This window comes from Brevibacterium sanguinis, assembly GCF_003315415.1.
GTDB classification, from domain to species: Bacteria; Actinomycetota; Actinomycetes; order Actinomycetales; family Brevibacteriaceae; genus Brevibacterium; species Brevibacterium celere_A.
In genome coordinates this window covers 67,352-93,348 of the sequence record NZ_QNSB01000013.1, presented here as the reverse complement: position 1 = coordinate 93,348, position 25,997 = coordinate 67,352, and the positions used below count along the sequence as shown (strand labels likewise).

Sequence of the window (25,997 nt, the reverse complement as noted above, 5' to 3'; positions counted from 1 at the left end):
CGGGCGGTGCGTGCCCCTCGACAGCGGTCCGTCCTGGCGTACGATGAGCCTGAGAAGCGCCGCAGGCGCTCGTCGATCATCTCTCCGCCGGCGAAAGGATGGCCGCCATGCACTTCACGGATGCTGAGCTCGCAGCGATCAAGGACGAATCCGCTCGAGCCTATGAGCTCGACCGGGCCCATGTCTTCCACTCGTGGTCGGCGCAGGCGAAGCTCGACCCGATGACGATGTCCCGCGCTTCGGGCTCCCACGTCTACGACGGTGAGGGCCAGGAGTTCCTCGACTTCTCCTCCCAGCTGGTCAACACCAACATCGGCCATCAGCATCCGAAGGTCGTCCAGGCGATCAAGGACCAGGCCGACCTCCTGTGCACGATCAGCCCCGCCCACGTCAACGCCGCCCGCTCCGAGGCCGCCCGCCTCATCACCGAGCGCACCCCCGCGGGCCTCGACCACGTGTTCTTCACCAACGGCGGGGCCGATGCCAACGAGCACGCCATCCGGATGGCGCGGCTGTACACCGGCAAGCACAAGGTCCTCTCCCGCTACCGCTCGTACCACGGCGGGACCCAGACGGCGATCAACGTCACCGGTGATCCCCGTCGGTGGGCCAACGACCGCGGCGACTCCGGGGTCGTCCACTTCTTCGGCCCGTTCCTCTATCGCTCCGAGTTCGACGCCACCACCGAGGCGGAGGAGACCGAGCGGGCGCTGCGTCACCTCGAGCGCACCATCGAGCTCGAGGGCCCGCCGACGATCGCGGCCATCGTCCTCGAGACGATCCCGGGCACCGCCGGCATCATGGTCCCGTCGAAGGAGTACCTGCAGGGCGTGCGGGCGCTGTGCGACAAGTACGGCATCATGTACATCGCCGACGAGGTGATGGCCGGGTTCGGGCGGACGGGCCGCTGGTTCGCCTTCGACCACTTCGATGTCGTGCCCGACATCGTCACCTTCGCCAAGGGGGTCAACTCCGGCTATGTCCCCCTGGGCGGAGTGATCATGAACGACGCCGTCTACGACACGTTCGCCCAGAGCGCCTACCCCGGTGGGCTGACCTACTCGGGTCATCCGCTGGCCTGCGCCGCCGCCGTCGCGACGATGAACGCGATGGAGGAGGAGGGCATGATCGAGAACGCGGCCCGCCTCGGCGAGGAGATCGTGGGACCGCGCCTGCGTGAGATCGCGGAGAAGTCCAAGCACGTCGGCGAGGTCCGCGGGGTCGGGATGTTCTGGGCGATCGAGCTCGTCTGGGACAAGGAGACCCGCGAACCGCTCGCACCCTACGGCGGAAGCTCGCCCCAGATGGCGTCCGTGCTCGGGCAGATGAAGGAGCTCGGCGTGCTGCCGTTCGCCAACTTCAACCGGATCCATGTCGTCCCGCCGATCAACATCAGCGAAGAGGACCTCGAGAAGGGCCTCAATGTCCACGACAAGGTCCTCACAGACCTCGACTTCACCCGCTGAGCGCGCTGTCACCCTCCCCACGATGTGACCCGAACGGACAAATTCGATGCGGCGCCACGTCGAATTTGTCCCTTCGGGTCGAGTTTGGCGGGGGCGGGCTCCGGGTAGCCGGGACTCACCGCGCGTCGTGGGTGAACTCGCCGCCGAGGACGGTCGCCTGGACGGGGATCTGCGCGATCTCGGTGGCGGCCACCTCGGAGGGGTGGGCGTCCAGGGCCACGAAGTCGGCGAGCTTCCCCCGCGACAGGGTTCCCTTGGCCCCGCCCTGCCCCGACGCGGTGGCCGCGACCGAGGTGTAGGCGGCGATCGCCTCGTTGGGGGTCAGGCACTCGTCCGCCGATCCCATGACATCACCGGCGCGGGTGGCGCGTGTGACGAACGCCTGAATGCAGCGGAGCACATTGCCGTCGGCGCACGGTCGGTCGGAGCTGCCCGCGAGCATGACACCGGCGTCGACGAAGGACTTCGCGCGGTAGAGGAGTCGGCGGCGCTCGGGCCCGACCGAGGCGTTCATCCCGTCCCCGATGCCGTCGGCGAAGGACGACTGCGGGGTCACGGCGATGCCGTGCTCGGCCAGCGTGGCCAGGTGCTCGTCGTGGACGAGCGCGGCATGCTCGATCCGGTTGGGCACCGCGCGTCTGCCGTGCCGGGTCTGTGCCTCGACGATCGCGGCGATCGCCGCGTCGACGGCGGCGTCGCCGATCGCGTGGACGGCGACCGACCACCCCGACGCATAGGTCTCGAGGATGCGCCGGTGCAGCGCCTCGGCGTCGTCCTGGAGGTATCCGGGATGGTCCCTGCCCGTGTAGTTCTCCCGCAGTGCCGCGGTCTCCCCGCTCAGGGCTCCGTCCATGAAGAACTTCACCGGTCCGAGGGAGAGCAGGTCGTCGCCGAGGCCGGTGCGGACTCCCGCGTCGAGGCCGATCCCGAATCCGTCGGCCCGGTTGGCCGCGATCTCGTGGAGACCGTCTGCCTGCGGCATGAGCTGGGCTCGGGCCCGCAGCTTCCCCTGTTCCCTGGCGCGGAGGTAGGCGCTGATCTCGATGGGGGAGTGACCGATCCACCCGTAGGCGATGCCGCACTCGCCGAACGAGGTGATGCCCTCCTTCGCATAGTGGGCCGTCGCGAGGTCGAGGGCGTCGACGATCGTGTCGACCGAGTAGGGGCGGATGAGGTTCTGCACGAGCTCCTGCGCCGTCTCCTCGAGCAGTCCGGTCGGATGCCCGGCGGCGTCGCGCACGACCCTGCCGCCGACCGGTTCGCTGAAGCCCTCCTCGAGGATCCCGGCCCGGCGCATCGCCTCGGTGTTGACGATCGCGGCGTGGCCCGAGGTCTGGCGCATGAACAGGGGCTTGTCTCCGGTGATCGCGTCGAGGCGGTCGAGCTCCGGGTACTCACCTCCGTAGTCGCGGTGGGCGAAGCCGGTGGCGTTGATCCACTCCCCAGGCGGCGTCGCCGCGGCCGCATGCTCGAGGGCCGAGTAGACGTCGATCAGCCCACCCGGCAGGTTCGTCACGTCGACCGCGGCCAATGTGAGGCCGAACCAGGTCGTGTGGCAGTGCGCGTCGTTGAAGCCGGGCAGCACGACAGCCCCGCCGAGGGATTCGACGCGGTCGGCGGCGATGCCGTCGAGCTCCTCGTCGAAGCCGATGATCCGGCCCCCGACCACGCCGATGCGGTGCGCGCGGGGACGGTCCGGGTCGAGCGTGTGGGCGTCGAGGTCGGTGAAGATCGCGTCGATTCTCATGCAGTCGCCTTCAGGTGGGGTGCGGGGCTGGAGCGGTGCTCGGTCCGGTCGTGAGGACCGGTCGTGGGGTCCGGTCGTGGGGTCCGGGTCGGAGCCGGGGAATGGGGTCTTCCGGCGACGTCGAGATGCGGGGGCCGCGGGGTCCGGCCGGTCCGTCGGTAGCGGTGCCGGGATGGCGGAGGTCGGCCGCTCGCGGACTGGAGCGTCGTGGGCCCGTCCGGGGCCGTGCCGAGGACCGGCGCGGCGCCGAGGTGCGAGGCCGGTTCGGCCGGCGTCGGGGTGCGGGTCGGCGTCGGAGGCGCCGGGAACTTCAGGGCCGTCACGGCCGGGAGCTGCGGATGGCGGGGTCGGTGATGCAGTGGACGAGCGAGAGTCCCTCGTGAGCGAGGGCCGCGGCGAACGCGTCGCGGAAGTCGGCGGTCCGCTCGACGCGCAGCCCGAGGCCGCCGAAGGCCTGCGCCATCGCGGCGAAGTCCGGGTTCCGCAGCGAGGTGCCCACCGCCCGTCCCGGGTAGTCGCGGTCCTGATGCCCCCGGATCGTGCCGTAGACCGAGTTGTCATTGACGATGACCGTGAGATCGATGCCGTACTGCACGGCCGTCGCGAGCTCCTGACCGTTCATGAGGAAGCAGCCGTCGCCGGCGATCGAGAAGATCGTCCGCTCCGGGTGGACGAGTCCGGCGGCCACCGCGGCGGGGATCCCGAACCCCATCGACCCGTTGCGCGGGCCCAGCGCGGAGGGGAAGGAATGGGTCGGCAGGAACCGGGTGGCCCAGCCCGAGTAGTTCCCGGCCCCGTAGGTGATGATCGCGTCTCCCGGCAGCAGCTCACGGACGTGGACGAAGGCCTCGTCCATGTCGACGTACTCCGCGACTGCTCCGGGGGCGGCGGTTCCCGGAGAGGTGGCGTTCCGTGAGCCGGCGCTCGCCGAGGTGCCTGCTCCCGGGGCAGCGCTCGCCGAGGTGGTGGACGCATCCCGGGCGGCGCGCGTCGAGGTGCCTGCTCCCGGGGCTGCGCTCGCCGAGGTGGTGGACGCATCCCGGGCGGCGCGCGGGATCCGCCAGTCCTGGAATTCGGCGCGGGCCTCCCGGACCCATTCGGGCAGAGCCGGGGCCTCCCTGTCGTCGAGGATGGAGGCCACGTCGCCCGCGGGTGCCGGACTGTCGGCGCCGGCAGTCGCCGCAGCCGCGGCCGCGGAGTCGGCCTCGGCCGTCGCCTTGCCTGCGGATTCAGTATCGGCGTCAGCAGGCCCGCTTCCGGCGTGAGCCCCGGCATCGTCGACCGGCCCAGCGGGCCCGTGGTCGGCAAGATCGACACCGTCGGCGAGATCGGCACGGTCGACGATCGACCCGTCGGCGCCCACGGTGTAGGCGCTTGCGGGCTCGTGCAGCCGCCCGGTCTCATGGAGTTTCCGGGCCAGTGCGCGGACGGAGGTGACGATGTGCTGGTCGAGGCGGCCGAAATGGCCCTGCGCGTCCGGGTCCGGGCCGATGACGACGGTGGGCTGGCTCGTGCCGATCGTGAACCCGTCGGTGGCGATGTCCGTGCGCACGCAGCCGAGGAAGACATGGAGGTCGGCCTCGTCGAAGACGCGCTTGGCGACCGGCGAGGCGCTGAAGCCGAGGATGCCGGTGAAGTTCGGAGCGGCGTGGTCGATGCCGTCGTAGGCCCGGAACGTGCCGAGCACGGCCATGCCCAGGCGCTGGCTCCAGCGCGCGATGACCGTCGAGGTCCGCGGCGACCAGTCCTCCCCGCCGACGATGAGCACCGGGCGGTCGGCGGCGTCGATCCTCGCCTCGAGCTCGACGAGGGACCCCGCGCTCGCCTCGGGGACCCCCACCGCCCGCGGAGGGAGGACCTCGCCGGCGCTCGGCTGCACGAGGATCTCCTCGGGAAGTCCGACGACGACGGGTCCCGGCCGACCGGATACCGCGGTGTGCATGGCGTCGACGACCACCTCGGCGGCCTTGTCGGGGTCGTCGAGGACGAGGACCTTCTTCGTCGTCGACGAGAACCAGCCGGAGAGGTCGAACTCCTGGAAGGCCTCACGGCCGCGCTGCTCGGTGGGGATGAGGCCGACGAACACGACCATGGGTGTGGCGTCCTGGTAGGCGGTGTGGACGCCGACCATGACATTGGACGCACCGGGGCCGCGGGTGACCATCGCGATGCCCGGGACGCCGGTCATCCGGCCCTCGGCGACCGCCATGTAGCCGACCCCGCCCTCCTGGCGGCACACGATCGGCACGATCGCCGAGTCATGGAGCCCGTCGATGACGTCGAGGTAGGACTCCCCGGGGACGAGGTACGCCCGTTTCACGCCGTGGGCCTCGAGCTCGTCGACGATGAGATGACCGGCCGACCGGGTGCCGGGAGAGGGAGCCGGCTGTGGCTGCGCAGGGGCCGACGAACGGGAGGAGACGACTGAACGGGAGGCCGGCGACGGTGCCGAGATCAGGTCGGTTCTGTCCATGTTCCATCCTTATCATTCTTTTGTCTCAAGTGGGCGCAGCGTCGCGCATTCGACCTCCGGACGCCGTATGATCTGTGCACAATGAACCACGCACAACGGATTCCGGAGCCGTCCGATCGCGCCCCGACCCGTTCGCACCATCTGAGCCAGGGGGCACCAATGACGGGCATCGACGCCGACGACCATTCCGAGCGGACGCTGTTCGCTCCCGGCCCATCGACTGCCGCCCGGTCCCCGCGAAGGCGCTTGGGTTCGAAATTCGAATCGCGACCGCAGAAGGCGAAGCTCGAGCGGGACCCGGGGATGCCCGCGAGCACGTGGCGGCTGCGCTCCGACGCCTGGGAGTACCTGAAGTTCGCGGTCAAACGGCTCGCCCTGTCCGGCGGTGACTTCTCCTTCATCGCCGCCGACGGCGAGGTGTGGCGGTCGCTGCGCGCCCTGAAGACGATCGAGCTCTACTGGGCCGGATTCGGCCAGCGCTATGTCGACGAGATCGCGGATCTGCTCACCACCGGCGAATTCGACAAGGCCCACGACCTCATCACCCGTGCCGTCCACCGCCTGCGCGGGACCACGGTGCCCGACGTCAAGGAGGAGATCCTCACTGAGGACGAGCTGGCCGAGCAGCGCGACCGGCAGGATCCGCGTCCCCGCTTCGAGGTCCTCATCGTCGACGAGACGACCGAGTCCGGTCGCGAGGAGCTGCAGGCGGACCTGCTCAAGCTCCGCAGTCCCTCCGACCTGTTCATCTACGACTACGTCATCGTCCCGACCGCCGACGATGCCGTGGTCGCGGCCCTGACGAACCCGAACCTGCTCGCCTGCGTGATCCGTCCCGGCTTCACCGACCGGACCCGGCAGGTGCTCAGCCGTGACCTGCGCGCTGCCGTCGCGATGGCCCACGAGGGCACCATGTCGTCCCCGACGACCCCGATGAGCCCGCTCAACTCCGTGCGGCGCGTGCTGCGACTGGCCGACACCCTCGCCGGTCTGCGCCCCGAGCTCGACCTCTACCTCATGGCCGGCGCCCACATCGAGAGCCTGGCCGGAGCGCTCACCCACCGGTTCCGCCGCGTGTTCCGCCGGGAGGACCAGTTCGAGCTCCACCTGTCCCTGCTCCGACGGGTCGGCCACCTCTACGACACCCCGTTCTTCGCCGCGATCCAGGAGCACGCCCGCCGACCCGCCGGGGTCTTCCACGCCCTGCCCGTGTCCCGCGGCGGATCGGTCGTCGGATCGAAGTGGATCAGCGACTTCGTCGACTTCTACGGACTCAATCTGCTGCTCGCGGAGACGAGCGCGACCTCGGGCGAACTCGATTCGCTGCTCGCCCCCGTGCGGACGCTGAAGAAGGCGCAGTCGCTGGCCGCCCGGGCCTTCGGCGCCAAGCGCACCTACTTCGTCACCAACGGGACGTCGACGGCGAACAAGATCGTCCACCAGGCGATCGTCTCGCCCGACGAGGTCGTCCTGGTCGACCGCAACTGCCACAAGTCCCATCATCACGCGCTCATGCTCACCGGTGCCCGCACCGCCTACCTCGAGGCGTACCCGCTCAACAACGTCGCGTTCTACGGCGCGGTCCCGCTGAGCCGGATCAAGCAGCTGCTCCTCGACTACCGTGCCGCCGGCCGCCTCCACGAGGTGCGGATGATCACCCTGACCAACTGCACGTTCGACGGCATCGTCTACGACCCGCTCAAGGTGATGTCGGAGTGCCTGGCGATCAAGCCCGACCTCGTCTTCCTCTGGGACGAGGCATGGTTCGCCTTCGCCCGCTTCCACCCGGTCACCCGCAAGCGCACGGCCATGGTCGCCGCGGAGCGCCTCGAGGAGACTCTGCGGTCGAACGCCCACGAGGCGGCCTACCGCCGGCAGCAGAAGCGGCTCTTCGACCCCGAGACGGGCGAGCCCGCCCCCGACGAGGTGTGGCTGTCCGAGACCCTGCTGCCCCCGCCCTCGGCGCGCATCAGGGTCTACGCCACGCAGTCGACGCACAAGACGCTCACCGCGCTGCGGCAGGGGTCGATGATCCACGTCTACGACCAGGACTTCTCCTCCGGAGCCGAGGACGCCTTCCACGAGGCGTATATGACCCACACCTCGACGTCGCCGAACTACCAGATCCTCGCCTCCCTGGACCTCGGGCGCAGGCAGGTCGAGATGGAGGGCTTCGCCCTCGTCCAGAAGCAGCTGGACCTCGCGACCAGCCTGTCCTCGGCGGTGGCCCGGCACCCGCTGCTGAAGAAGACCTTCCGGGTGCTCACGGCCAAGGACCTGATTCCCGCCGAGTACCGGAAGACGGCGCGCTCGATGCCGCTGCGCGACGGGCTGGCGACGTTCTGGGAGGCGTGGACGAAGGATGAGTTCGTCGTCGATCCCAGCCGGATCACGATCGAGATCAGCGGCACGGGCGTCGACGGAGACACGTTCAAGCACGAGCACCTCATGGATCGCTACGGCATCCAGGTCAACAAGACCAGCCGCAACACGGTGCTGTTCATGACGAACATCGGCACCTCGAGGTCCGCCGTCGCCTACCTCATCGAGGTGCTCGTCAAGCTCGCCGGCAAGTTCCACGACTCGCACAGCTACATCGAGGACCGCCCCGAGGTCGCCATGCCGCCGCTGCCGGACTTCAGCGCCTTCGCCCCGGAGTACGCCGCCGAGGTGCCCGCCGCGGATCCGAGCAGGCAGCTGCCCGACGGCGACCTGCGCAACGCCTACTACGCGGGGCTGCGCCGCTCGAGCATCGAGCACGTCCTGCCCCATGAGCTGCGCCGGCGGGTGGAGGCCGGCGGCAAACCGGTCTCGGCCGGCTTCGTCACTCCCTACCCGCCCGGCTTCCCCGTGCTCGTGCCCGGTCAGATCATCACCGCCGAGGTGCTCGACTTCATGTCCGCCCTCGATACCCGGGAGATCCACGGTTACGACCCGCGACTGGGCTACCGCGTCATCCTCCCCAAGGAGTAGGCCGGGGCGATCGGGCGCCGGCGCTGGCGCGTGCACTGGCGCTGGCGTGTGCGCGTGCGCGGGCGCTGCCACGAGCGTGTGCGCGTGCGCGGGCGCTGCCACGAGCGTGTGCGCGTGCGCGGGCGCTGCCACGAGCGTGTGCGCCCGTGGCCCCACTTCGCCGCGCCGGCCCCAGTTCCCCATTGCCGTTGCCCCACTTTGTCACGCAGGCCCCACCCCTGTGCGGGGCTTTCGTGACAAAGTGGGGCAACGGCTTTTGGCAATCCGAGGAGTGAGGGGAGTCGAGCTGGGGAGGATCCGATGAGAACTGTACAGTTTGCTTGTGTTTGATGCAGTTTGAATACTATCGTTAAGAAATGGTGACGGTATTCCGGTCGGGTGAACTGAGAAGTCTGGGGTTCACGCCGTCGGCGCTCGGGGAGGCGCAGAGCTGCTGTCTGCGGCGAGTCCGACGCGGATGCTATGTGCTATGGGCATCATGTTCGAACGCCCGTCATTCCGTGCTCCACGAGATCCATCGGGATTCGGACACGTCCTATCCTGCCGTCTTCGGGGATATCCGCGATCGCACGGAATGGCTGAAGGTCCTCATTCGCTCCTATGCGAACGAGCTTCTGCCGGACGCGGTGTTCTCCCACATCTCGGCCGCGATCATCCATGGACTGGACCCTCCGTTTCCGGTCGTCGACCATGCAGAGATGATCCGGACTCAACACCACCGGAAGAAGCCCACGGTGAACATCCGGGCGAGAAAACTGACAGTGGAGGAGACGACTCAGATCCGGGATCTGCCGGTGACAACAGTCGAGCGCACACTGCTCGACATCGCCCACGACTATCCGATCGAAGCGTCGGTGCCCCTCATCTCCACAGCGCTGCGATCAGGTCTGGTCTCGTCGCGAACGTTGGAGGCCGGCATCCGGCACGGTCGCTCAGGTGCGGCGGAGGCCCGGAGGGCCATGGATCTCGCCGATCCGCGTCATGAATCGGCGGGCGAGGCACTGTGTGCTGTGAATTTCCACAGGCATGGCATCGACGGCATGATTCCTCAGGTCGACAGCTACGACGAGCGGGGCAACTGGATCGCCCGCAATGACTTCCGGCACAAGAGGCTGCCCCTCGTCGTCGAGGTGCACGGGGTCGGAAAGTACTACCTGAACGACGACGGTCCCGACCGGGCGAGCAAGGAGAACCACCAACGCCACATGAGATTGCGGAATGCCGGCCTGCTGGTCTTCGATCTGGTCTGGGCGGATCTGTTCCGAACCCGAGAGTTCTTGAGGATCAGATCAGCCTTGGAGTCGCTCGAGCGAGAAGATGCGGCCGGCAACGCGAGAAGTTCGACAGAACGCCGAACGGCCTGAACGTCGCGGCCCCACTCCATACGAGCGTTGCCCCACTTTGCCACGTGGGGCAACGGCGACGAAGCAGAACGGCGACGAAGCAGAACGGCGAGTCAGCTCAGCTGACCGGGGTGGAGGACACGGGCGAGGAAGTTCTGCGTCCGCTCCTCCTTCGGGCTGCCGATGACGTCCTTCGCCGGGCCCTCCTCGACGACGACCCCGCCGTCCATGAAGACGACGCGATCGGCGACCTGCCGGGCGAACTCCATCTCGTGGGTGACGACGACCATCGTCATCCCCGCCTCGGCGAGGGAGCGCATGACGAGGAGGACGTCACCGACGGTCTCGGGGTCGAGCGCCGAGGTGGGCTCATCGAAGAGCATGACGTCGGGGTCCATGCTCAGGGCTCGGGCGATAGCGACCCGCTGCTGCTGACCGCCGGAGAGGGAGCCGGGCTTGGCATCGATCTTCTCCGACAGCCCCACCTTGGCGAGGTTCGCCTCGGCGACCCTGTTCGCCTCCTCCTTCGACCGGCCGAGGACCTTGATCTGGGCGACCGTGAGGTTGTCGCGCACGGTCAGGTGGCCGAAGAGGTTGAAGCTCTGGAACACCATCCCGATCCGCGTGCGGGCGGCGTCGATGTCGAGATCGAGATCGGTCATGTCCATCCCGTCGACGACGATCGAGCCGCCGGTGGGGGTCTCGAGGACGTTGATGCACCGCAGCATCGTCGACTTGCCGGAGCCGGAGGGTCCGATGACGCAGACGACCTCGCCCTTGCGGACGTCGAGGTTGATGTCGGTGAGCACTTGGTTCGAGCCGAAGCTCTTCTGCAGGTTCCTGATCGCGATGAGTGGGGTCTCCGCGGCGGGAGCGGTGGTGGTCTCGGTCATCATTTCACTCCTGCTTCGGCGGAACCGTACTTGCGTTCGAGGACCCGTGACAGATAGGACAGCGGGATCGTGATGATGAGGTAGCACAGCGCGACGACGATGAACGGGGTGAGGTTCGCGGTGTTGACGATCTCCGCGCGAGCCAGAGCCGTGAGCTCGCGGCCGTCGACCGAGGAGCCGAGGATGTAGGCCAGCGAGGAGTCCTTCGTCAGCAGGATGAGCTCGTTGGTCAGGGGTGGGAGGATGATGCGCATCGCCTGCGGCAGGACGATCGTGAACATCGCCCGCGAGGAGGACATGCCGAGCGACCTGGCGGCCTCGACCTGTCCCTTGGGAACGGCCTGGATGCCCGCGCGGATGGTCTCGGCCATGTACGCCGAGGAGACGAGGGCGAGGGCGATCATGATGATGACGAGCTGAGGCAGGTTGAAGCCCTCGAAGGCGAGCGGCATGCCGAAGCCCATGACGAGGAACACGACGAGGGCGGGCAGCCCGCGGAAGAACTCGATGTAGACGAAGGCCAGCCAGCGGTAGACGCCGACCGACGACAGCCGCATCAGCGCGAGCACGATGGCGATCGCCAGACCGAGGACGAAGCCGAGGAGGGTGAAGATGACGGTGTTCTTCAGCGCCTGGGTGACGACCTCGGGGAACATGCCCACGGCGATGTCCACCCGACCGAACGTGTCGATGAGCGTGGGCCAGTCCGCCATGAGGGCGACGACGACGGCGATGACGACGAGCAGACCGTATTGGATGCCGCGGGAGATCTTCGCCTTCTGGCGGCGGCTCATCTTCGCCTTCGGGGTGGCGACGGCCTGCGGAGTCCCGGATGGGCCGCCGGGGTCACCGGTGGTGGTGGGTCGAGGAGTCGACATGGGTGGAGTCCTTCACTTGCGGGGGCGCGACCGGATCGGTGCGGCCCGGCCCCGACAGATGCGCGTTCGACAGGGGTGGTGGTCGGTGAGCCGACCGGAGCAGGATGCGCTCCGGTCGGCTCGAGGGCTGAAACTCGGCTCGGTCGTTGAAGCCCGGCTCGACGGCTGATCGGTTCAGCCGTGAGGCGTGATCATTCCGCCGGAGGCTCGGTGCCGAACCACTTCTTGTAGATCTCGGCGTACTGGCCGTTCTCCTTGATCTCGGCCAGCGTGTCGTCGACGGCCTTCTTCATCGCCGTGTTGCCGTTCTTCATCGCGATGCCGTAGTGCTCACCGGTGTCGATGTCGAAGCCGATCTCGAACCCTTCGTTGTTTGCCGCGTAGTCGTAGAGCACGCCGTTGTCGTTGATGACGGCGTCCGCCTGACCGTTCTTCAGCGCCTCGAGGGAGAGCGGGAGGTCCTCGTACGTGATGACCTCGGCGTCCTTGAAGTTCTCCGTCGCGTAGTCGAGTCCGGTGGTTCCCGACTGCGCGGCGATCTTCATCCCCTTGAGATCGTCGGCGCTCTTCGCCGTCTTGTCCGACTTCGTCAGGATCGCCTGGTTGGCGGCGAAGTACGGCTCGGAGAAGTCGATGGCCTCCTGGCGCTCCGGAGTGATGGTGATCGCCGCGGCGGCGACGTCGCACTGGTCCTGCGCGAACGACGCGCCGGCGGTGATCGGCTCGAAGGGGACGTTGACGATCTCCTGCTCGACCCCGAGCTTCTTCGCCACGGCGTCGACGATCTCGACGTCGAAGCCGACGACCTCGCCGTCCTTCTCGAACTGGAATGGCTGGTAGGACAGGTGGGTGCAGGTGGTCAGTTTGCCTTCCTTGACCAGAGGCACGCCGCCTTCACCGGTGGCCGCGGGCTCGGACTCGCTCCCGCCCCCGCCGCACGCCGACAGCGCGAGCATGGCACCTGCGGCCAGAGCGGCAACAGTGATCCGTCGCTTCATTCTTCCTCCAAGAATCGGTGACTCATGGTCACAAACGGTGACCGTCCCTGCGTCGATGCGGGGACGGCGTCTGGAAGGAATCGTACAGTGTTCCTGGTCACAATGGTTCCCAGGGCGGCAGTCGCCGAGGTGGTTGTGACCGAACCGTAGTGATGGCGGCGGTCCGAGGGACAGCAGAGCGGGCCCCACCGATCAGATCGGTGGGGCCCGCGTGTCGGGGCTGAGGCGCAGCGGCGCCGAGGTGGTGGTCGGGTCATCGCGTCCGGGCAGGATTCCTGCCGAGGTGCGGCTGCGACATCAGGAGAGCTCGGACTCCATGTCGACGTCGGAGGTGTCCTCCGCCAGCCAGAGGGCGATGATCGTCAGCACCGCCGCGGCGACGATGTAGAGGCCGCAGGTGAAGATCGTGCCGCCCTCGGCCTGCCACAGCGCAACCATGGCGAAGGGGGCGGGCCCCGCGCCGATGACGCTGGCCATGTTGTAGGACACCGCCGATCCCGTGTAACGGACGTTCGCGGGGAACAGCTCGGGCAGGTAGGCCGCCATCGGACCGAAGGTCAGACCCATGAGGGTGAAGCCGATGATGAGGCCCACGAGGACTCCGAGTGTTCCCGAGTTGAAGAGGAGGTTGACGACGAGGCCGTAGCCGCCGATGAGCGCGGACACTCCCAGCAGCATCTTCCGGCGGCCCAGTTTCTCGGCCAACGGACCGGAGACGAGGGTGAAGATGCCGAAGAACACGACGCCGATGATGAGGTAGGTGAGGAACTCGTCCTTCGTGTAGCCCAGCCCCGCGACGAAGCCTGCGGGGTCGAAGGGCTTGCCCGCAGCCTCGGCGGCGGCCCTGGCCTGGTCGACGCTGGCCGGCGACGTTCCGTAGGTCAGGGTGAAGGCGGTCATGAAGTAGAAGATCACGTAGGTGGCGAGCATGATGAAGGTGCCGAGGACGAGCGGCTTCCAGCTCGTGACGAACACGCGCGAGATCGGAGCGCGGGTCACCTGCTGGCGCTGCTCGACGAGCTGGAACGCGGGGGTCTCCATGAGGGAGAGCCGCACGTAGAGGCCGACGGCCACCAACAGCGCCGAGAGCAGGAACGGGACGCGCCATCCCCAGGCGAGGAACGCCTCGGGGGAGGTCCACTTGGTGAGCCCGATGAAGAGGAGGTTGGTGAGGATGAATCCGGCCGGGGCGCCGAGTTGGGGGAACGTGCCCCAGATGGCTCTCTTGCCCTTCGGGGCGTTCTCCGTCGCGAGCAGTGCGGCTCCCGACCATTCGCCGCCGAGGCCGACGCCCTGGGCGAAGCGGAGGATGACGAGGAACAGGGGAGCGAGGACGACCCAGCCGGGAGTGGCGGCGGTGGGCAGGAGGCCGATGAGGAAGGTGCCGATGCCCATGATGAGCAGGGACGCGACGAGTGTCTTCTTGCGCCCGATGCGGTCGCCGAAGTGGCCGAAGATGATCGACCCCACGGGGCGTGCGACGAAGGCGACGCCGAAGATCGCGAACGAGCTCAGCAGCTGAGTCGTCGAGGTCTGGTTGGGGAAGAAGAGCGCAGGGAAGACCAGCGACGAGGCGGTGGCGTAGGCGTAGAAGTCGAAGAACTCGATCGTGGTGCCGACCATCGACGCGGTGAGCACCTTGCCGCGGGTGTTGGTCCTGCGCGCCAGGGCGATCGAGTCCTCGCCCGCGGACAGCGTCGAGCTGTCGGCCGGATCGGATCCGGCGGAGTGTGTTTCGGTGGACATGTTCCTTGATCTCATATCAGGCGGAAGGGGAGTCGTGCGCTCCGCGGGTGCGGGTGGCCCGCGGCGCCTGTCACGGCTCGGGGTGGTGGCCGCAACCGTTCGACACTACGCCCGGCATCTCGTCGGTCGGGGTGAGAATCTCAGAACGCAAGACACGTGTGAGCAAGCCCATGATGGGGACGTGACCCAGGACTCGATGACGGGGCGAGCGGTCTCTTCGACCGGACGAGTGAGAGCCGAGGAGCGCCTCGGCGTCAGTCGTCAGTCCTCGACGCGGGTGCGCGGACGCTGGGAGGCCGGCGCGCCTCGGCGCAGGACGATCGCGGCGGTGAGGACGATGAGCCCGGCCAGGCACAGTCCCACACCCACCCAGGCCGGGGCTCGGTAGCCGAGCCCCGCGGTGATGACGATGCCGCCCAGCCATGCTCCGAGGGCGTTGGCGAGGTTGAAGGCCGCGTGGTTCATGGCGGCCGACAGGCTCGGGGCATCGGTGGAGTCGCGCAGCAGCCGCATCTGCAGGGACGTCGTGATCATGGAGCCGGCGACGCCGATGAGGAAGAGCGAGACGATCGCGACGGCCGGGATGGAGGTGAAGGCGCCGAACGCGGACAGGACCAGGGCGGAGAGGACCATCCCGGCGACGCCGGACCGTTCGATGGACTTGTCGACGAGGGGGCCGGCGATGAGGGAGCCGGCGGTCATGCCCACGCCGTAGACGGCGAGCACCCACGGGATCGCCGAGGTGGGCACCCCGGCGACCTCGGTCATGGTGGGGGTGATGTAGGTGTAGACGGCGAACATGCCGCCGAACCCGACCGATCCCGCGAGCAGGGTGAGGACGATCTGCGGGCGGGCGAGGGCCTTCATCTCGCCGCGGGCGGACGGGGCCTGGGACAGCTTCACGCGGGGGACCGCGACGGCGACCATGATGACGGTGAGCGCACCGAGCGCGGCGACCAGCGCGTAGGCGCTGCGCCAGCCGAGCAGGTTGCCCAGTGCCGCGGCGAAGGGCACGCCGACGATGTTGGCGATCGTCAGGCCGAGCATGACGCGGGCCATCGCCCGTCCGCGACGATGCGGCGCGGCCAGGGATGCGGCGACGATCGCGCCGACGCCGAGGTACGCCCCATGGGGCAGTCCACTGACGAAGCGGGCGATGTTGAACAGCGCCGCGGTGGGCGCGAGCATCGAGGCGAGATTGCCGAGTGCGAACAGGCCCATGAGCCCGAGCAGGAGGTTCTTCCGGTCGATGTGCGCGGCGATCGTCGTGATCGACGGGGCGCCGACGACGACCCCGATCGCGTAGAACGACACCGCGTGTCCGGCCTGCGGAACGGAGATGCCGAGCCCTTTCGCGATATCGGGCAGCAGCCCCATCGTCGCGAACTCCGTCACGCCGATGCCGAAGGCGCCGATGGCGAGGGCGAAGACGGCGAGCTTGTAGACGCGGCGGGACACCGGGGCATCGGTCATGGAGGTCCTTCGCAGGGGTCGGAGTCGACGAGGCTGGTCTCACGGCGGAGTCGCGACGGGGCTGCGAGGCGCCCGGCATGCCGTGAGTCATCCAGCCTATGGGTCATCCGTCTCCGACCGATACCCCCGGAGTCGGTTTGTGACAGGTCGAACAGGGCAGTCGTCAGTTCTCCGGTGGCGGTCCGACCACGACCAGGTCGAGCTCCTCGCGGGCGCGGGCGAACCCCTCACCGGGGAAGTACGGCTCTCCGCCCTCGACATGGACGTAATCGTCGGTGGGATCGTTCATGTACTCGAAGAACGGCTCGAACACCGGTGGGGTGAGCAGGCCGAGCATGTGCGTGTTGTGCCCGGCGAAGGAGAAGCTGTGGATGGTTCCGGCCGGGGCGTGGAGGAAGTCGCCGGGCGTGAGCACCACCTCCTCCCCATTGGCGTGGAGCTTGACCTTCCCGCCCAGGCAGAGGAAGTTCTCCGAGTGCTCCTGGTGGAAATGCAGCGGAATGTAGGGCGAGCGGGCACCGCGCGTGTCCATCGCGAAGAACAGTCCGCCGGTGTTCCGGCTCCTCACCGGATAGGTGTTGAGCTGCTGGTAGGTCTCGTGCCGATCCCCGTGACCGGCCCGATTGACATAGGGTACCGGCCCCTGGGGGAGCCGGTCGCCGTCGCGCCGGTCCCGTTCATCGTCGTCGGTCAGCTCCTCGAGTCGAGCCCGATCGGCCTCGTGGACGGTGATGCCGTAGCCGGAGACCTCTCCGGCCAGGAGGTCCGAGACCGTCGACTGCGGGCGGCGGGAGAAGATGTGCGAGCGGCTCGCGCTGCCGAGCCCGTCGGCGAGGCGGTGCAGCCATTGGTCGGTGGAGTAGAGGAAGAAGGAGTTGAGGACAGCGCGACCGGAGAGGGCGAACGGTGTTCCGGCCGGGATGGACGCCGAGTCTCCGCCGATGAGCCGCCGGCCGCGACCCTCGAACCACAGTCCGATCTCGCCGTCGACGAGCTGGATGAAGGTGTGCCCGGGTGTGGAGATGAGCGGGCTGGTCGATCCGCCCGGCAGAGAGACGCGATAGAGCGAGAACTCGCCTCCCGTATCGGCTCCGCGTGCCATCGTCGTCACGTGCCAGTCGCCGAGGTCGTGGCGCAGTCCCTCTCCGGCCGACAGCGCGTAGGGGGCGAGCTCGCCGGGGAGGGCGTCGCGGACAAGCGGGGTTCTCTGGACTGTCTCCCAGTCGAATGCAGCGGTCATGATCGGCCTTTCTTGAGGTGGTGGACGAAGAAGTCGTGGATCAGGTCGAACGAGGCGGAATCCTGCCGCGGGGCGAAGCCGCCCCGATTGTCGAAGACGCAGGGGGCATCGGGTTCGGCTTCGAGCCGACCGTTGTCGAGGACCACCCCGGGCCCGAGCTCCAGCACCTCCCCCGGGTTGAGGAACCCGTGGCCGAAGCCGTCGATGAGGCACAGCAGTGATTCCCCGCCTGCCGCGCTCAGCCTCTCGTGCAGGGTCGCCGACTGCTCGGAGCCGACGGCGGTGTCCGCGGTGCCGTGCATGATGAGGAACGGCGGTGGGACCCGGCGGCCCCGGTTCGAGTTCGGGTCCCGGTCCGACGTCGTGGCCGGGTCCAGGCCCGCAGTCGAGAAAGACGCCGAGCCGGACTCGGGGAGGTCGAGGAGCGCGGGGCTGGCGGCGCGAGCCCGCTCGCGGATCTTCCGGTCCTCGCTCGCCGAGGTGGCCGGCCCTCCCAGCAGGTCCTCCTCGGGCGTCGAGCGGAGGTCTGCCGCCGCGATGCGCGCCGGGTCGAAGGCCGGCAGGAGCGGTTCGATCAGGGTCGGCCCGTAGCCGTCGACGACACAGGAGACGTGGGTGCCGAACCTCTGGAAGCCGGCGGGGATTCTCTCGTCCCCGAGGATCGCCACCTCGGCGCTGAGGGCGGTGAAGGCCGCGATATGGGAGCCGGCGGACGACCCCCAGAGTCCGATCGCCTCGGCGTCGAGTCCGAACCGTTCGGCATTCCGACGCAGCCAGCGCAGGGCCTGCCGCAGGTCGAGGACCTGCGCCGGATGCGGGTGGGCCGGTGCCAGACGGTAGTCGATCGAGGCCATCGCGAAGCCGGCAACGGCGAAGTGGATCCGGAAGTCGGGGCGGGCGGTGCGGTCCTGCAGCCTCCAGCCGCCCCCGTGGAGCCACACGATGACCGGCCACCCGCCGGCAGGGGCGGGGGACTCGGGCAGGACGAGGTCGATGAGGAGTTCGGGATGATGGGGAGCGAAGGACTCGGTGATCACCGGGCCTCCTCGGGGTCGAGGCCGCAGGCGGTGAGCAGGGCCGGGCCGAACGCGGCCAGGGAAGCCGCGCCGCCGTGCTCGCCCGCGACCGCAGCGCCCCCGACCGCATCGCCTTCGCCCTCGCCGGCGACGGCGGTGATGTGGTGGTCGGGGCGCACGAGCACCGCGGAGGCCGACCAGAGTGCCCGGGCGGTGCGGGCATCGGATCCGCCGAGGCGGACGTGGCGCAGGGGGATGGAGTGCCGCTCGGCGAGAGTAAGAAGTGCGGTGACCTCGGACTCGACTGCCGTCAGGGTGTAGAGCGTGAAGGTGACGGCGCCCGCGCTATCGTAGGCACTCGTGCCGTCGGCGCGGGTGAAGTGGGGAAGCAGACAGCCGGGCAGGGCCTGGGGTCGGTATTCGACCGGATCGACGAAGGGGACGGGTCCGGGCTGGACCCGCGAGGTCCCGGCGTACTCGTAGCCGACGACGAGGCCCTCGGAATGGAACTCGCTCGTCTTCACCTCCAGCGCCTCCCGGACCCTGGCCCGGGCGGCCGCGCCGTCCGGAGTGTCCTCGGTCATGTTCGCGGTGATGAAGTCGTAGGCCAGCGCCTTCCCGTTCGCCGCGGCGTCGGCGATCATCCGGGCCGCGACGGGTCGGCGCTCCTCCTCATAGCTGTCGAGGAGTTCCGGTTCCGCCCAGCCCTGGGCGACGGCGATGAGCTTCCAGGCGAGGTTCTCCGCGTCCGAGACGCAGGTGTTGAACCCGTGCCCGCCCCATGGCGGGTTGAGATGGGCGGCATCGCCGACGAGGAAGACCGTGCGCTCGCTCTCGGCCCCACCGTAGGAGTCGGCGAGCAGCATCCGCGCCGTCCACGAATCGGTGGCGAGCACCTCGATGTCGACGTCTTCGCCCACTCCGGCGAGGGCGCGGAGGGCGGCGGCGACCTCGACGGGGTCCTCGATCGGATCGCAGCCCTGGAGGATGGCCCACCAGGTTCCGGTGCGGTCGAGCTCCCCGATCATCCCCGAGACCTCCTCGCCGACGACCCACCACTGCACGGCGGGATCGAGGGTGACCCTCTCCCGCAGGCTCGTCGAGGTGAAGACGACGTTGAAGTTCGGGCGCGGGGCGCTCGCCCCCTGCAGGGAGATGCCCAGTGACCGGCGGACCCGGGAGGCGCCGCCGTCGGCCCCGACGATCCACCGCGCGGAGATCGTCCCGGCGGAGGCAGTGCCGGGGCCTCTCGCGTCGGGCACGGCTTCGAGGAGGAGGCGGGAGGTCTCGCGGTCGACGCCGGTGGCGCGGACGCCGGTGACGAAGGTGATGTGCTCGAAGGCGGCGACGGCCTCGCGGAGGACGAGTTCGACCTCCGGCTGGGGGATCTGCTGCCCGCACTCGGGCTGGAGCTCGTAGTCGCCGTCGACGAGCTGGAAGGCCCCGTGGAAGCGGCGCAGCTCGTGACCGGTGAGTCCGGTGCAGAAGATGACGTCCTGGGAGTAGGAGACGTCGAGTGCGGCCGCGGAGCGGACGGCGTCGGCGAGTCCGAGTCCGCGCAGCAGTGTCATCGTCCGCGCGTTCGTCGTCTTCGCCCGGGGCCGGAGCAGGTCGACCTCGGTGCGGGGTTCGACGATGACCGAATCGATTCCGTGCTGGGCCAGGCGCAGCGCCAGGTACATGCCGCTCGGCCCGCCGCCGGCGATGGCGACGGTGGCGGAGCCGGGGACGGCGGCGATCGAGTGCATCAGGGTCATGCACGCACTTCCTTCTCGGTCTCGGGACCGCGGTCGGGGGTGGTCGAACCGGCCGGGGCCGGCGTGGCGGCCGCGCCGGAGGTGAGGCGATCACGCAGGGGCATGATGATCGCGACGATGGCTCCGAGGGCGGCGGGGACGGCGAACCAGACGGCGGCGGCGTTCGGGGATCCGCCGATCGTCGCGGCCAGTCCACCGTAGACCGGGCCGGCGATGGCTCCGAAGCGGCCGATGGCCAGGGCCCAGCCGAGCCCGGTGGCGCGGATGCGCGGCGGATAGAACTGGGCGATGTGGTCGTTGATCATGTTCTGGGTGCCCATGCCGCCGACGCCGGCGAAGAAGATGCCGACGAAGAGCAGGGCCGGGCTCTGGGTGGCGGAGACGAGGACGAGCGCGAGGGCGGCGATCGTGAAGCCGAGGACGACCATGTACTTGGGCGCCGTGCGCTGGGCGATGATCATGATGACGATCGTGCCGATGATGCAGCCGAGCGAGTACACGGAGAGGAAGGTGATCGACGACTGGGTCGAGAATCCGGCCCCCTGCATGATCACCGGCAGCCAGGTGGTCAGGCCGAACATCGTCAGCATGGACAGCAGGCAGACCAGCCACAGCAGCAGGGTCGGCAGCAGGCGACCGGTGGCGAAGAGCCCGGAGATTCCCTGATCGCTGCGGGTGCCCGGGGCGACCGAGGCGCTGCGGACCGAGGCCGACCGCAGGCGCCCGCTCGAGGCGGCAGCATCCGAGGCGGAGACGGCGCGGTCGGCGCGGGCGGCAAGGAAGACCTCGGATTCGGGCAGCAGGAACCAGACGGCGGCGAAGAGGACCAGGGAGAGCCCGCCGAGGGCGTAGACGGGGCGCACGCCGTGATCGACGACGATCCCGGAGGCGACGAGGGCTCCGACGAGGGAGCCGACGGGAGGGCCGAGCAGCACCGCGCCCACGGACAGGGAGACCTTGCCCTTCGGGGCGAACTCATTGGCGAGCGCCACCGCGGTCGGCAGCACTCCGCCGACGCCGAGGCAGGTGAGGAAGCGGAAGACGGCGAACCACGTGAAGTCGGGCGCGAGAGCGCACAGGATCATGCCGATGCTGAAGGTGGCCAGCGAGGCCAGGAGCAGACGGCGACGGCCCCACCGGTCGGTCAGCGTGCCCGCGGCCAGGGAGCCGATGAGCATGCCCACGAGCGCGATCGACCCGACGGTGCCGGCGAGACTCTTGGTCACACCCCACTCGGGGTTGCCGAGGAAACCGGGCAGGGTCGCGCCGTAGACGTAGAGGTCGTAGCCGTCGGCCAGGAGCGCGAGGAAGCAGAGGAGCAGGATCACCCAGGTCGGTGTTGTCTTCGGGTTCATGTCTTCGCCTTTGAAGTCGGTGATGCGGATGGCGGGAGCGAGATGGTGGTGGAACTCGGTGGTGGAGCGGACGGTGGGACGAGATCAGGTGTGGCGGCTGGAGTTGGCCACGACGGTGTTGGTCAGGGTGCCGAGGCCCTCGACCTCCACCTCGACGGTGTCGCCGGGCTGGAGCAGCCATTCGGGGGTGCGGGTGTACCCGACGCCCTCGGGGGTGCCGGTGGCCAGGAGGTCGCCGGGGCGCAGGGTGAAGGTGCGGGAGATCAGCGAGAGCGTCGAGCCGACGCTGTAGACGATGTCGGCGGTGCTGCCGTCCTGGACGGTCTCCCCGTTGACCCGGGTCTGCACGCGCAGTCCCTGATCGAGGTGGCCCAGCTCGGCGGACGGGACGATGGGTCCCAGCGGCCCCGAGTTGTCCCCGTTCTTGCCGAGGATCCATTGGGAGGTCAGCTTCTGGGCGATCCGCGAGGTGATGTCGTTGAAGGTCGAGTAGCCGACCACCGCGTCGAGGGCCTGCTGCTCGTCGACGTCGACGAGGGTGTCGCCGACATAGGCGACGATCTCACCCTCCCAGTCGAGCCCGCGCTCGCCGGAGGGAACGGGGATCTCGGCACCGCCGACGGTGAGGCTGCGGGTCCAGCGGGCGAAGAGGGTGGGGTGCTCCGGGAAGGCCTGGTCCTTGAAGCTGCCTTCCGCGTGATGGGCGCGGTAGTTCAGCCCGATGCAGATGACGCGCGCCTCGGGGAGGACCGGAGGGACCACCCTGTAGGCGGCGAGGGGCACGAGATCGGTCGCCGAGGCGGTGCGGGAGTCGGCCGCGGAGGCGATGTGCCCGGCAGCGTCCGACCAGAACTCGCGCAGCTCGGCGAGGATGCGCGCCTCGGTCCCGGAGACTTGGTCGGCGACGTGAACGGTGAGATCGGGGGCCTGCAGGCCGATGAGCTTCATGGGAGTCCTCAGAAAGAGATTAAACATATGTATGTTTTGCTGGTTATACTGAGAATATGGCACACATCACCGGGGATGTCCAGAAATCCACCGAGACGGACCTTCCGCGCCTCGCTCTGCAGACGCGGCCGCTCTCGCGCGCCGAGCAGTTGGCCGAGTCCATCCGCGAGGCGATCCGGGAACGGGAGATGTCGGCCGGCGACTTCTTCGGCACCCTGGAGTCGATCCGTGAGAACACGGGGCTGGCACGCACCACCGTGAGCGAGGCGGTCACGCTGCTGCGCGACCGCGGAGTCCTCGTCGTCAAGCCCGGTCGTGGCGGCGGACTCTTCGTCGCCGCGACGACGCCCCTGGTGCGGCTGCGTCACACGCTGATGAGCTTCGAGGGCGACCCGGTCACCGCGGCCGACGCGATCGAGCTGCGCGAATCCCTGGAGGAGCTCATCGCCGTCAAGGCGGCCGCGCATCGCCGGGCCGCCGATGTCTCCGAGCTCGAGGAGATCCTCGTCGAGATGCGCACGGCCGAGACCTGGGACGGGTTCATGCAGGCGAACTGGCACCTGCATGCGAAGATCGCCGCCATCTGTCCCAATGCGATGGCCCGTTCCGTCTACGAGAGCACACTCGGCTTCCTCTCCGGAGGCCACGCCGAGCAGGACGACGAAGTCGACGAGACCTACTGGGGAATGCGCGTGGCGGTCCATGAGGAGCTCGTCGCCGCCATCGCCGCAGGCGACGCCGACGCCACTCGCGCCGCGGTCGCCGCCCATGCCTCGTCGCGCGGTTGACCACCGCGAGGCCGGACTCCGCCCGCGCAGCCGAGCGCCCTGCCACGAGGCCCCACCGACCAAGGAGATGACAATGATCGACCAGACGCCGTTCCGGCAGTTCCTCTACCCGCCCGGGCATCCTCGCATCGAGGAGCTCAAGGGCCTCGACGCCTACGAGTACCGGGAGATCGCGAAGACTCCCGGCACCTTCACCGGTGAGCTCATCGCAGGATGGACCCCGCTCTATCCGGGTGACTTCACGGGCGTGACCAGCGACGGCACGCTCATCGAGGGCCTGTACCCGTTGGAGCCGGCGCTGCCGGGGGAGGAGGCTCCGGTCACGCAGATGGTCGCGGCCGCCGACGAGCTCTTCGCCCGGTGCAGCCCGGAGGAGGCCGAGAAGTTGCGCTACGCCGTCGATGCGCCCGAATGGCAGACCTGGGCGAACCCCGAGTTCATGCAGTTCGACACCGGTCTGCGCCTCGAATTCACCTCGGAGCAGGTGCGGCAGGCCGCTCTCGACCTCGTCCGGGCCAGCCTCAGCGAGGAGGGCTATGAGCTCACCCGTGCGATGATGAAGATCAACGGGTTCCTCGGCGAGGTCGTCGGACTCGAGAACATCCTCGGGGAGTTCTCCTACAACTTCGCCGTCTACGGCTCTCCCCATGCCGAGGAGCCGTGGGGCTGGCAGCTGTACGGGCACCACTGCGCGCTCAACTGCCTCGTCGTCGCCGGGCGGATGTCACTGGCTCCCGTGTTCCACGGGGCCGAGCCGAATGAGATCGATGCCGGACCCGATGCCGGACTGCGTGCCTTCGACGACCGCGTCGATGCGGGCTACCGGGTGATGGCGGCTCTGACCGACGAGCAGCGAGGGCAGGCCGTGGTCTTCGCGGACATGGTCGATGAGGCGATGCCCGACGGGCGGGTCCATCCCGGCGATGAACGCCACTTGGCGGGCGCGTTCCAGGACAACCGCGTCATCCCCTACGAGGGGGTGCGAGTCTCCGAGCTCGCACCGGACGCCCAGGCCGCGGTCCTCGACTTCGTCGCCACCTATCTCATCACCTTGCCCGAAGGGCCCCGGGCGGCGAAGGAGCGGGAAGTGCGCGAGCATCTCGGCGATTCCTGGTTCTCCTGGATCGGCGGCACCGAACCGGGCGAGGTCTACTACTGCCGCTTCCAGTCACCCGTGCTCATCGTCGAACTCGATCACCATTGCGGTGTCTTCCTCGACTACGACCAACCGCAGCGCTTCCATGTCCACACTGTGATGCGCGCGCCCAATGGCAACGACTACGGCCGGGCCTGGGTGCGGCAGTGGCAGGAACGAGACGAGTAGGAGACAGTTGTGGCCTCGGCTCCTCGGGTCGATACTGGTGTCGGTGGCTGTGCTTCGGCGGTCACCTCTCACACCCCGAGGAAGTCATGGACGACGCGAATCCCCGACCGCAATCGCACGACGTCTCCGTTCCCCGTCCGCCGGATGCTTCTGCCGCGCCGGTGCCGGGAACTGTTCCACCTGTGCCGGGAGTCGCCCCTGCGCCCGCCGGCGACGATCCGGAGCCGCCTCCGAACGGTCACCGGACGTTCCTCCACGTCCTCGTCAACACGGCGGTCGCCAACACGACGACGAGCTTCCTGTGGTTCGGGCTCACCTTCTGGGTCTATCTGGAGACCCGATCCGTGCTCGCCACCGGCGTCATCGGCGGTGCCTACATGCTGCTCGTCGCGGTCTTCTCCATGTTCTTCGGCACGCTCGTCGATCGCTTCCGAAAGCATCGGGTGATGCTGCTCGCGACGATCGGCACCCTGGCGATGTTCGCCCTCTCCGGGATCGTCTACCTGCTCCACCCGGAAGCGGTCCTCCTCGACCTTCGCGGTCCCTGGTTCTGGATCTTCGCCGTCATCCTGCTCGCCGGCGCGGTCGTCGAACAGCTGCGCAACATCGCCCTGTCCACGACGGTGTCGCTCCTCGTCCCCGGCCCGCGGAGGGCGAACGCCAATGGGCTGGTCGGCACCGTGCAGGGGCTCGCGTTCCTCGTCACGAGCGTGTTCAGCGGCCTGGCGATCGGTCTGCTCGGCATGGGCTGGACCCTGCTCATCTCGGTGGTCCTCATCGCGGGCTCGGTGGCGCACCTGCTCATGCTGACGATTCCCGAACCCGTCATCGTCCACGCCGAGGGCCAGGCGAAGTGGGTCGACGTCCGCGGCGGCTTCCGCGCGGTCCTCGCGGCCCCCGGACTGCTGGCCCTGGTCATCTTCACGACGCTCAACAACCTCGTCGCCGGCGTCTACATCGCCCTCACCGACCCCTACGGCATCGAGGTCTTCGGCAGCGTCGAGCTCTGGGGCGTGGCGCTCGCCGTCGTGTCCTCCGGCTTCATGCTCGGTGGAGCCGTCATCGCGAAGTTCGGCCTCGGGCGCAATCCGATCCGCACGATGCTCCTCTTCGCCGCACTCATCGGCGTCGTCGGAGCGGTCTTCGCCATTCGCGACTGGTGGTGGCTCTACGGACTGGGGCTGTGGGTGTTCTTCGCGATCATGCCCGCCGTCGAGGCCGCCGAGCAGACCGTCATCCAGCGGGTCGTGCCGTTCCGGCAGCAGGGGCGCGTGTTCGGGTTCGCGATGACGTTCGAGGCGGCCGCGGCTCCGGTCACGGCCTTCCTCATCGCGCCGATCACCGAGTTCTGGACGATCCCCTACATGGAGTCCGCCGCAGGGCGGGCGACATGGGGGTGGCTCCTCGGGGACGGTCAGGTGCGCGGTATCGCCCTCGTCTTCGTCGGCGCGGGAATCGTCGCCACCCTGCTCGGGCTGGGAGCGTTCCTCACCCGTTCCTACCGGCTGCTGTCCAGTCAGTACGCCGAGGCGGTCAAGCACGACACGGTGACCGCGTAGTCGGTCGAGCCTGCCGCCTC

Annotated in this window: 18 protein-coding genes; 6 read left to right on the top strand and 12 right to left on the bottom strand. The window is 68.8% G+C overall.

Annotation, left to right across the window (positions count from 1 at the left end):
* Positions 1-107: 107 nt before the first annotated feature.
* Positions 108-1,466 (top strand): aspartate aminotransferase family protein, encoded by a 1,359-nt coding sequence (locus DFO65_RS15255; RefSeq protein WP_113905308.1) that lies wholly within the window; start codon positions 108-110, stop codon positions 1,464-1,466.
* Between the two features lie 115 nt (positions 1,467-1,581).
* On the opposite strand, the gene DFO65_RS15250 is transcribed toward DFO65_RS15255, so the two are convergent.
* Positions 1,582-3,213 (bottom strand): amidohydrolase, encoded by a 1,632-nt coding sequence (locus DFO65_RS15250; RefSeq protein ID WP_113905307.1) that lies wholly within the window; start codon positions 3,211-3,213, stop codon positions 1,582-1,584.
* A gap of 319 nt (positions 3,214-3,532) precedes the next feature.
* Positions 3,533-5,686 (bottom strand): thiamine pyrophosphate-dependent enzyme, encoded by a 2,154-nt coding sequence (locus tag DFO65_RS15245; protein ID WP_113905306.1) that lies wholly within the window; start codon positions 5,684-5,686, stop codon positions 3,533-3,535.
* Between the two features lie 159 nt (positions 5,687-5,845).
* Between DFO65_RS15245 and DFO65_RS15240 the strand changes: the two genes are divergently transcribed.
* Positions 5,846-8,659, top strand: a complete 2,814-nt coding sequence (locus DFO65_RS15240) for an aminotransferase class I/II-fold pyridoxal phosphate-dependent enzyme (protein ID WP_113905305.1) — start codon at positions 5,846-5,848, stop codon at positions 8,657-8,659.
* Positions 8,660-9,159: 500 nt separating this feature from the next.
* Positions 9,160-10,023 (top strand): hypothetical protein, encoded by an 864-nt coding sequence (locus DFO65_RS15230; protein WP_113905304.1) that lies wholly within the window; start codon positions 9,160-9,162, stop codon positions 10,021-10,023.
* 92 nt (positions 10,024-10,115) lie between these two features.
* Here DFO65_RS15230 and DFO65_RS15225 read toward each other — a convergent pair whose 3' ends face one another.
* From DFO65_RS15225 to DFO65_RS15180, 10 genes are all read right to left on the bottom strand, one after another.
* Positions 10,116-10,895, bottom strand: a complete 780-nt coding sequence (locus DFO65_RS15225) for an amino acid ABC transporter ATP-binding protein (protein WP_113905303.1) — start codon at positions 10,893-10,895, stop codon at positions 10,116-10,118.
* Positions 10,895-11,689: an amino acid ABC transporter permease gene (locus tag DFO65_RS15220; RefSeq protein ID WP_113905324.1), complete on the bottom strand. Its 795-nt coding sequence runs from the start codon at positions 11,687-11,689 to the stop codon at positions 10,895-10,897. Before DFO65_RS15220 ends, DFO65_RS15225 begins: the two co-directional genes overlap by 1 nt.
* A gap of 275 nt (positions 11,690-11,964) precedes the next feature.
* Entirely contained in the window at positions 11,965-12,771 is an 807-nt protein-coding gene (locus DFO65_RS15215; protein WP_113905302.1) for a basic amino acid ABC transporter substrate-binding protein, read from the bottom strand.
* Positions 12,772-13,068: 297 nt separating this feature from the next.
* Positions 13,069-14,517 (bottom strand): MFS transporter, encoded by a 1,449-nt coding sequence (locus tag DFO65_RS15210; RefSeq protein ID WP_113905301.1) that lies wholly within the window; start codon positions 14,515-14,517, stop codon positions 13,069-13,071.
* 261 nt (positions 14,518-14,778) lie between these two features.
* Entirely contained in the window at positions 14,779-15,990 is a 1,212-nt protein-coding gene (locus DFO65_RS15205; protein WP_113905300.1) for an MFS transporter, read from the bottom strand.
* 163 nt (positions 15,991-16,153) lie between these two features.
* Complete coding sequence (locus DFO65_RS15200) at positions 16,154-17,230, bottom strand: cupin domain-containing protein (protein WP_113905299.1); 1,077 nt, start codon at positions 17,228-17,230, stop codon at positions 16,154-16,156.
* Complete coding sequence (locus DFO65_RS15195) at positions 17,227-18,267, bottom strand: alpha/beta hydrolase (protein WP_113905298.1); 1,041 nt, start codon at positions 18,265-18,267, stop codon at positions 17,227-17,229. Before DFO65_RS15195 ends, DFO65_RS15200 begins: the two co-directional genes overlap by 4 nt.
* Positions 18,264-20,003, bottom strand: coding sequence for an FAD-dependent monooxygenase (locus DFO65_RS15190; protein WP_113905297.1), 1,740 nt, complete (start codon positions 20,001-20,003; stop codon positions 18,264-18,266). The genes DFO65_RS15195 and DFO65_RS15190 overlap by 4 nt, the downstream gene beginning before the upstream one ends.
* Positions 20,000-21,358, bottom strand: a complete 1,359-nt coding sequence (locus DFO65_RS15185) for an MFS transporter (protein ID WP_113905296.1) — start codon at positions 21,356-21,358, stop codon at positions 20,000-20,002. Before DFO65_RS15185 ends, DFO65_RS15190 begins: the two co-directional genes overlap by 4 nt.
* A gap of 84 nt (positions 21,359-21,442) precedes the next feature.
* Positions 21,443-22,306 (bottom strand): fumarylacetoacetate hydrolase family protein, encoded by an 864-nt coding sequence (locus tag DFO65_RS15180; protein ID WP_113905295.1) that lies wholly within the window; start codon positions 22,304-22,306, stop codon positions 21,443-21,445.
* Positions 22,307-22,362: 56 nt separating this feature from the next.
* Here DFO65_RS15180 and DFO65_RS15175 point away from each other — a divergent pair, with 56 nt between their 5' ends.
* The 3 genes from DFO65_RS15175 to DFO65_RS15165 all read left to right on the top strand — a co-directional run bounded on the left by DFO65_RS15175 (position 22,363) and on the right by DFO65_RS15165 (position 25,977).
* Entirely contained in the window at positions 22,363-23,094 is a 732-nt protein-coding gene (locus tag DFO65_RS15175) for a FadR/GntR family transcriptional regulator (protein WP_113905294.1), read from the top strand.
* A 73-nt stretch (positions 23,095-23,167) separates the two neighbouring features.
* Positions 23,168-24,418: a DUF3500 domain-containing protein gene (locus tag DFO65_RS15170; RefSeq protein WP_342766935.1), complete on the top strand. Its 1,251-nt coding sequence runs from the start codon at positions 23,168-23,170 to the stop codon at positions 24,416-24,418.
* A gap of 86 nt (positions 24,419-24,504) precedes the next feature.
* The gene (locus tag DFO65_RS15165; protein ID WP_113905292.1) at positions 24,505-25,977 is read left to right on the top strand and encodes an MFS transporter; all 1,473 of its coding nucleotides are present in this window, start codon (positions 24,505-24,507) and stop codon (positions 25,975-25,977) included.
* Positions 25,978-25,997 lie beyond the last annotated feature (20 nt).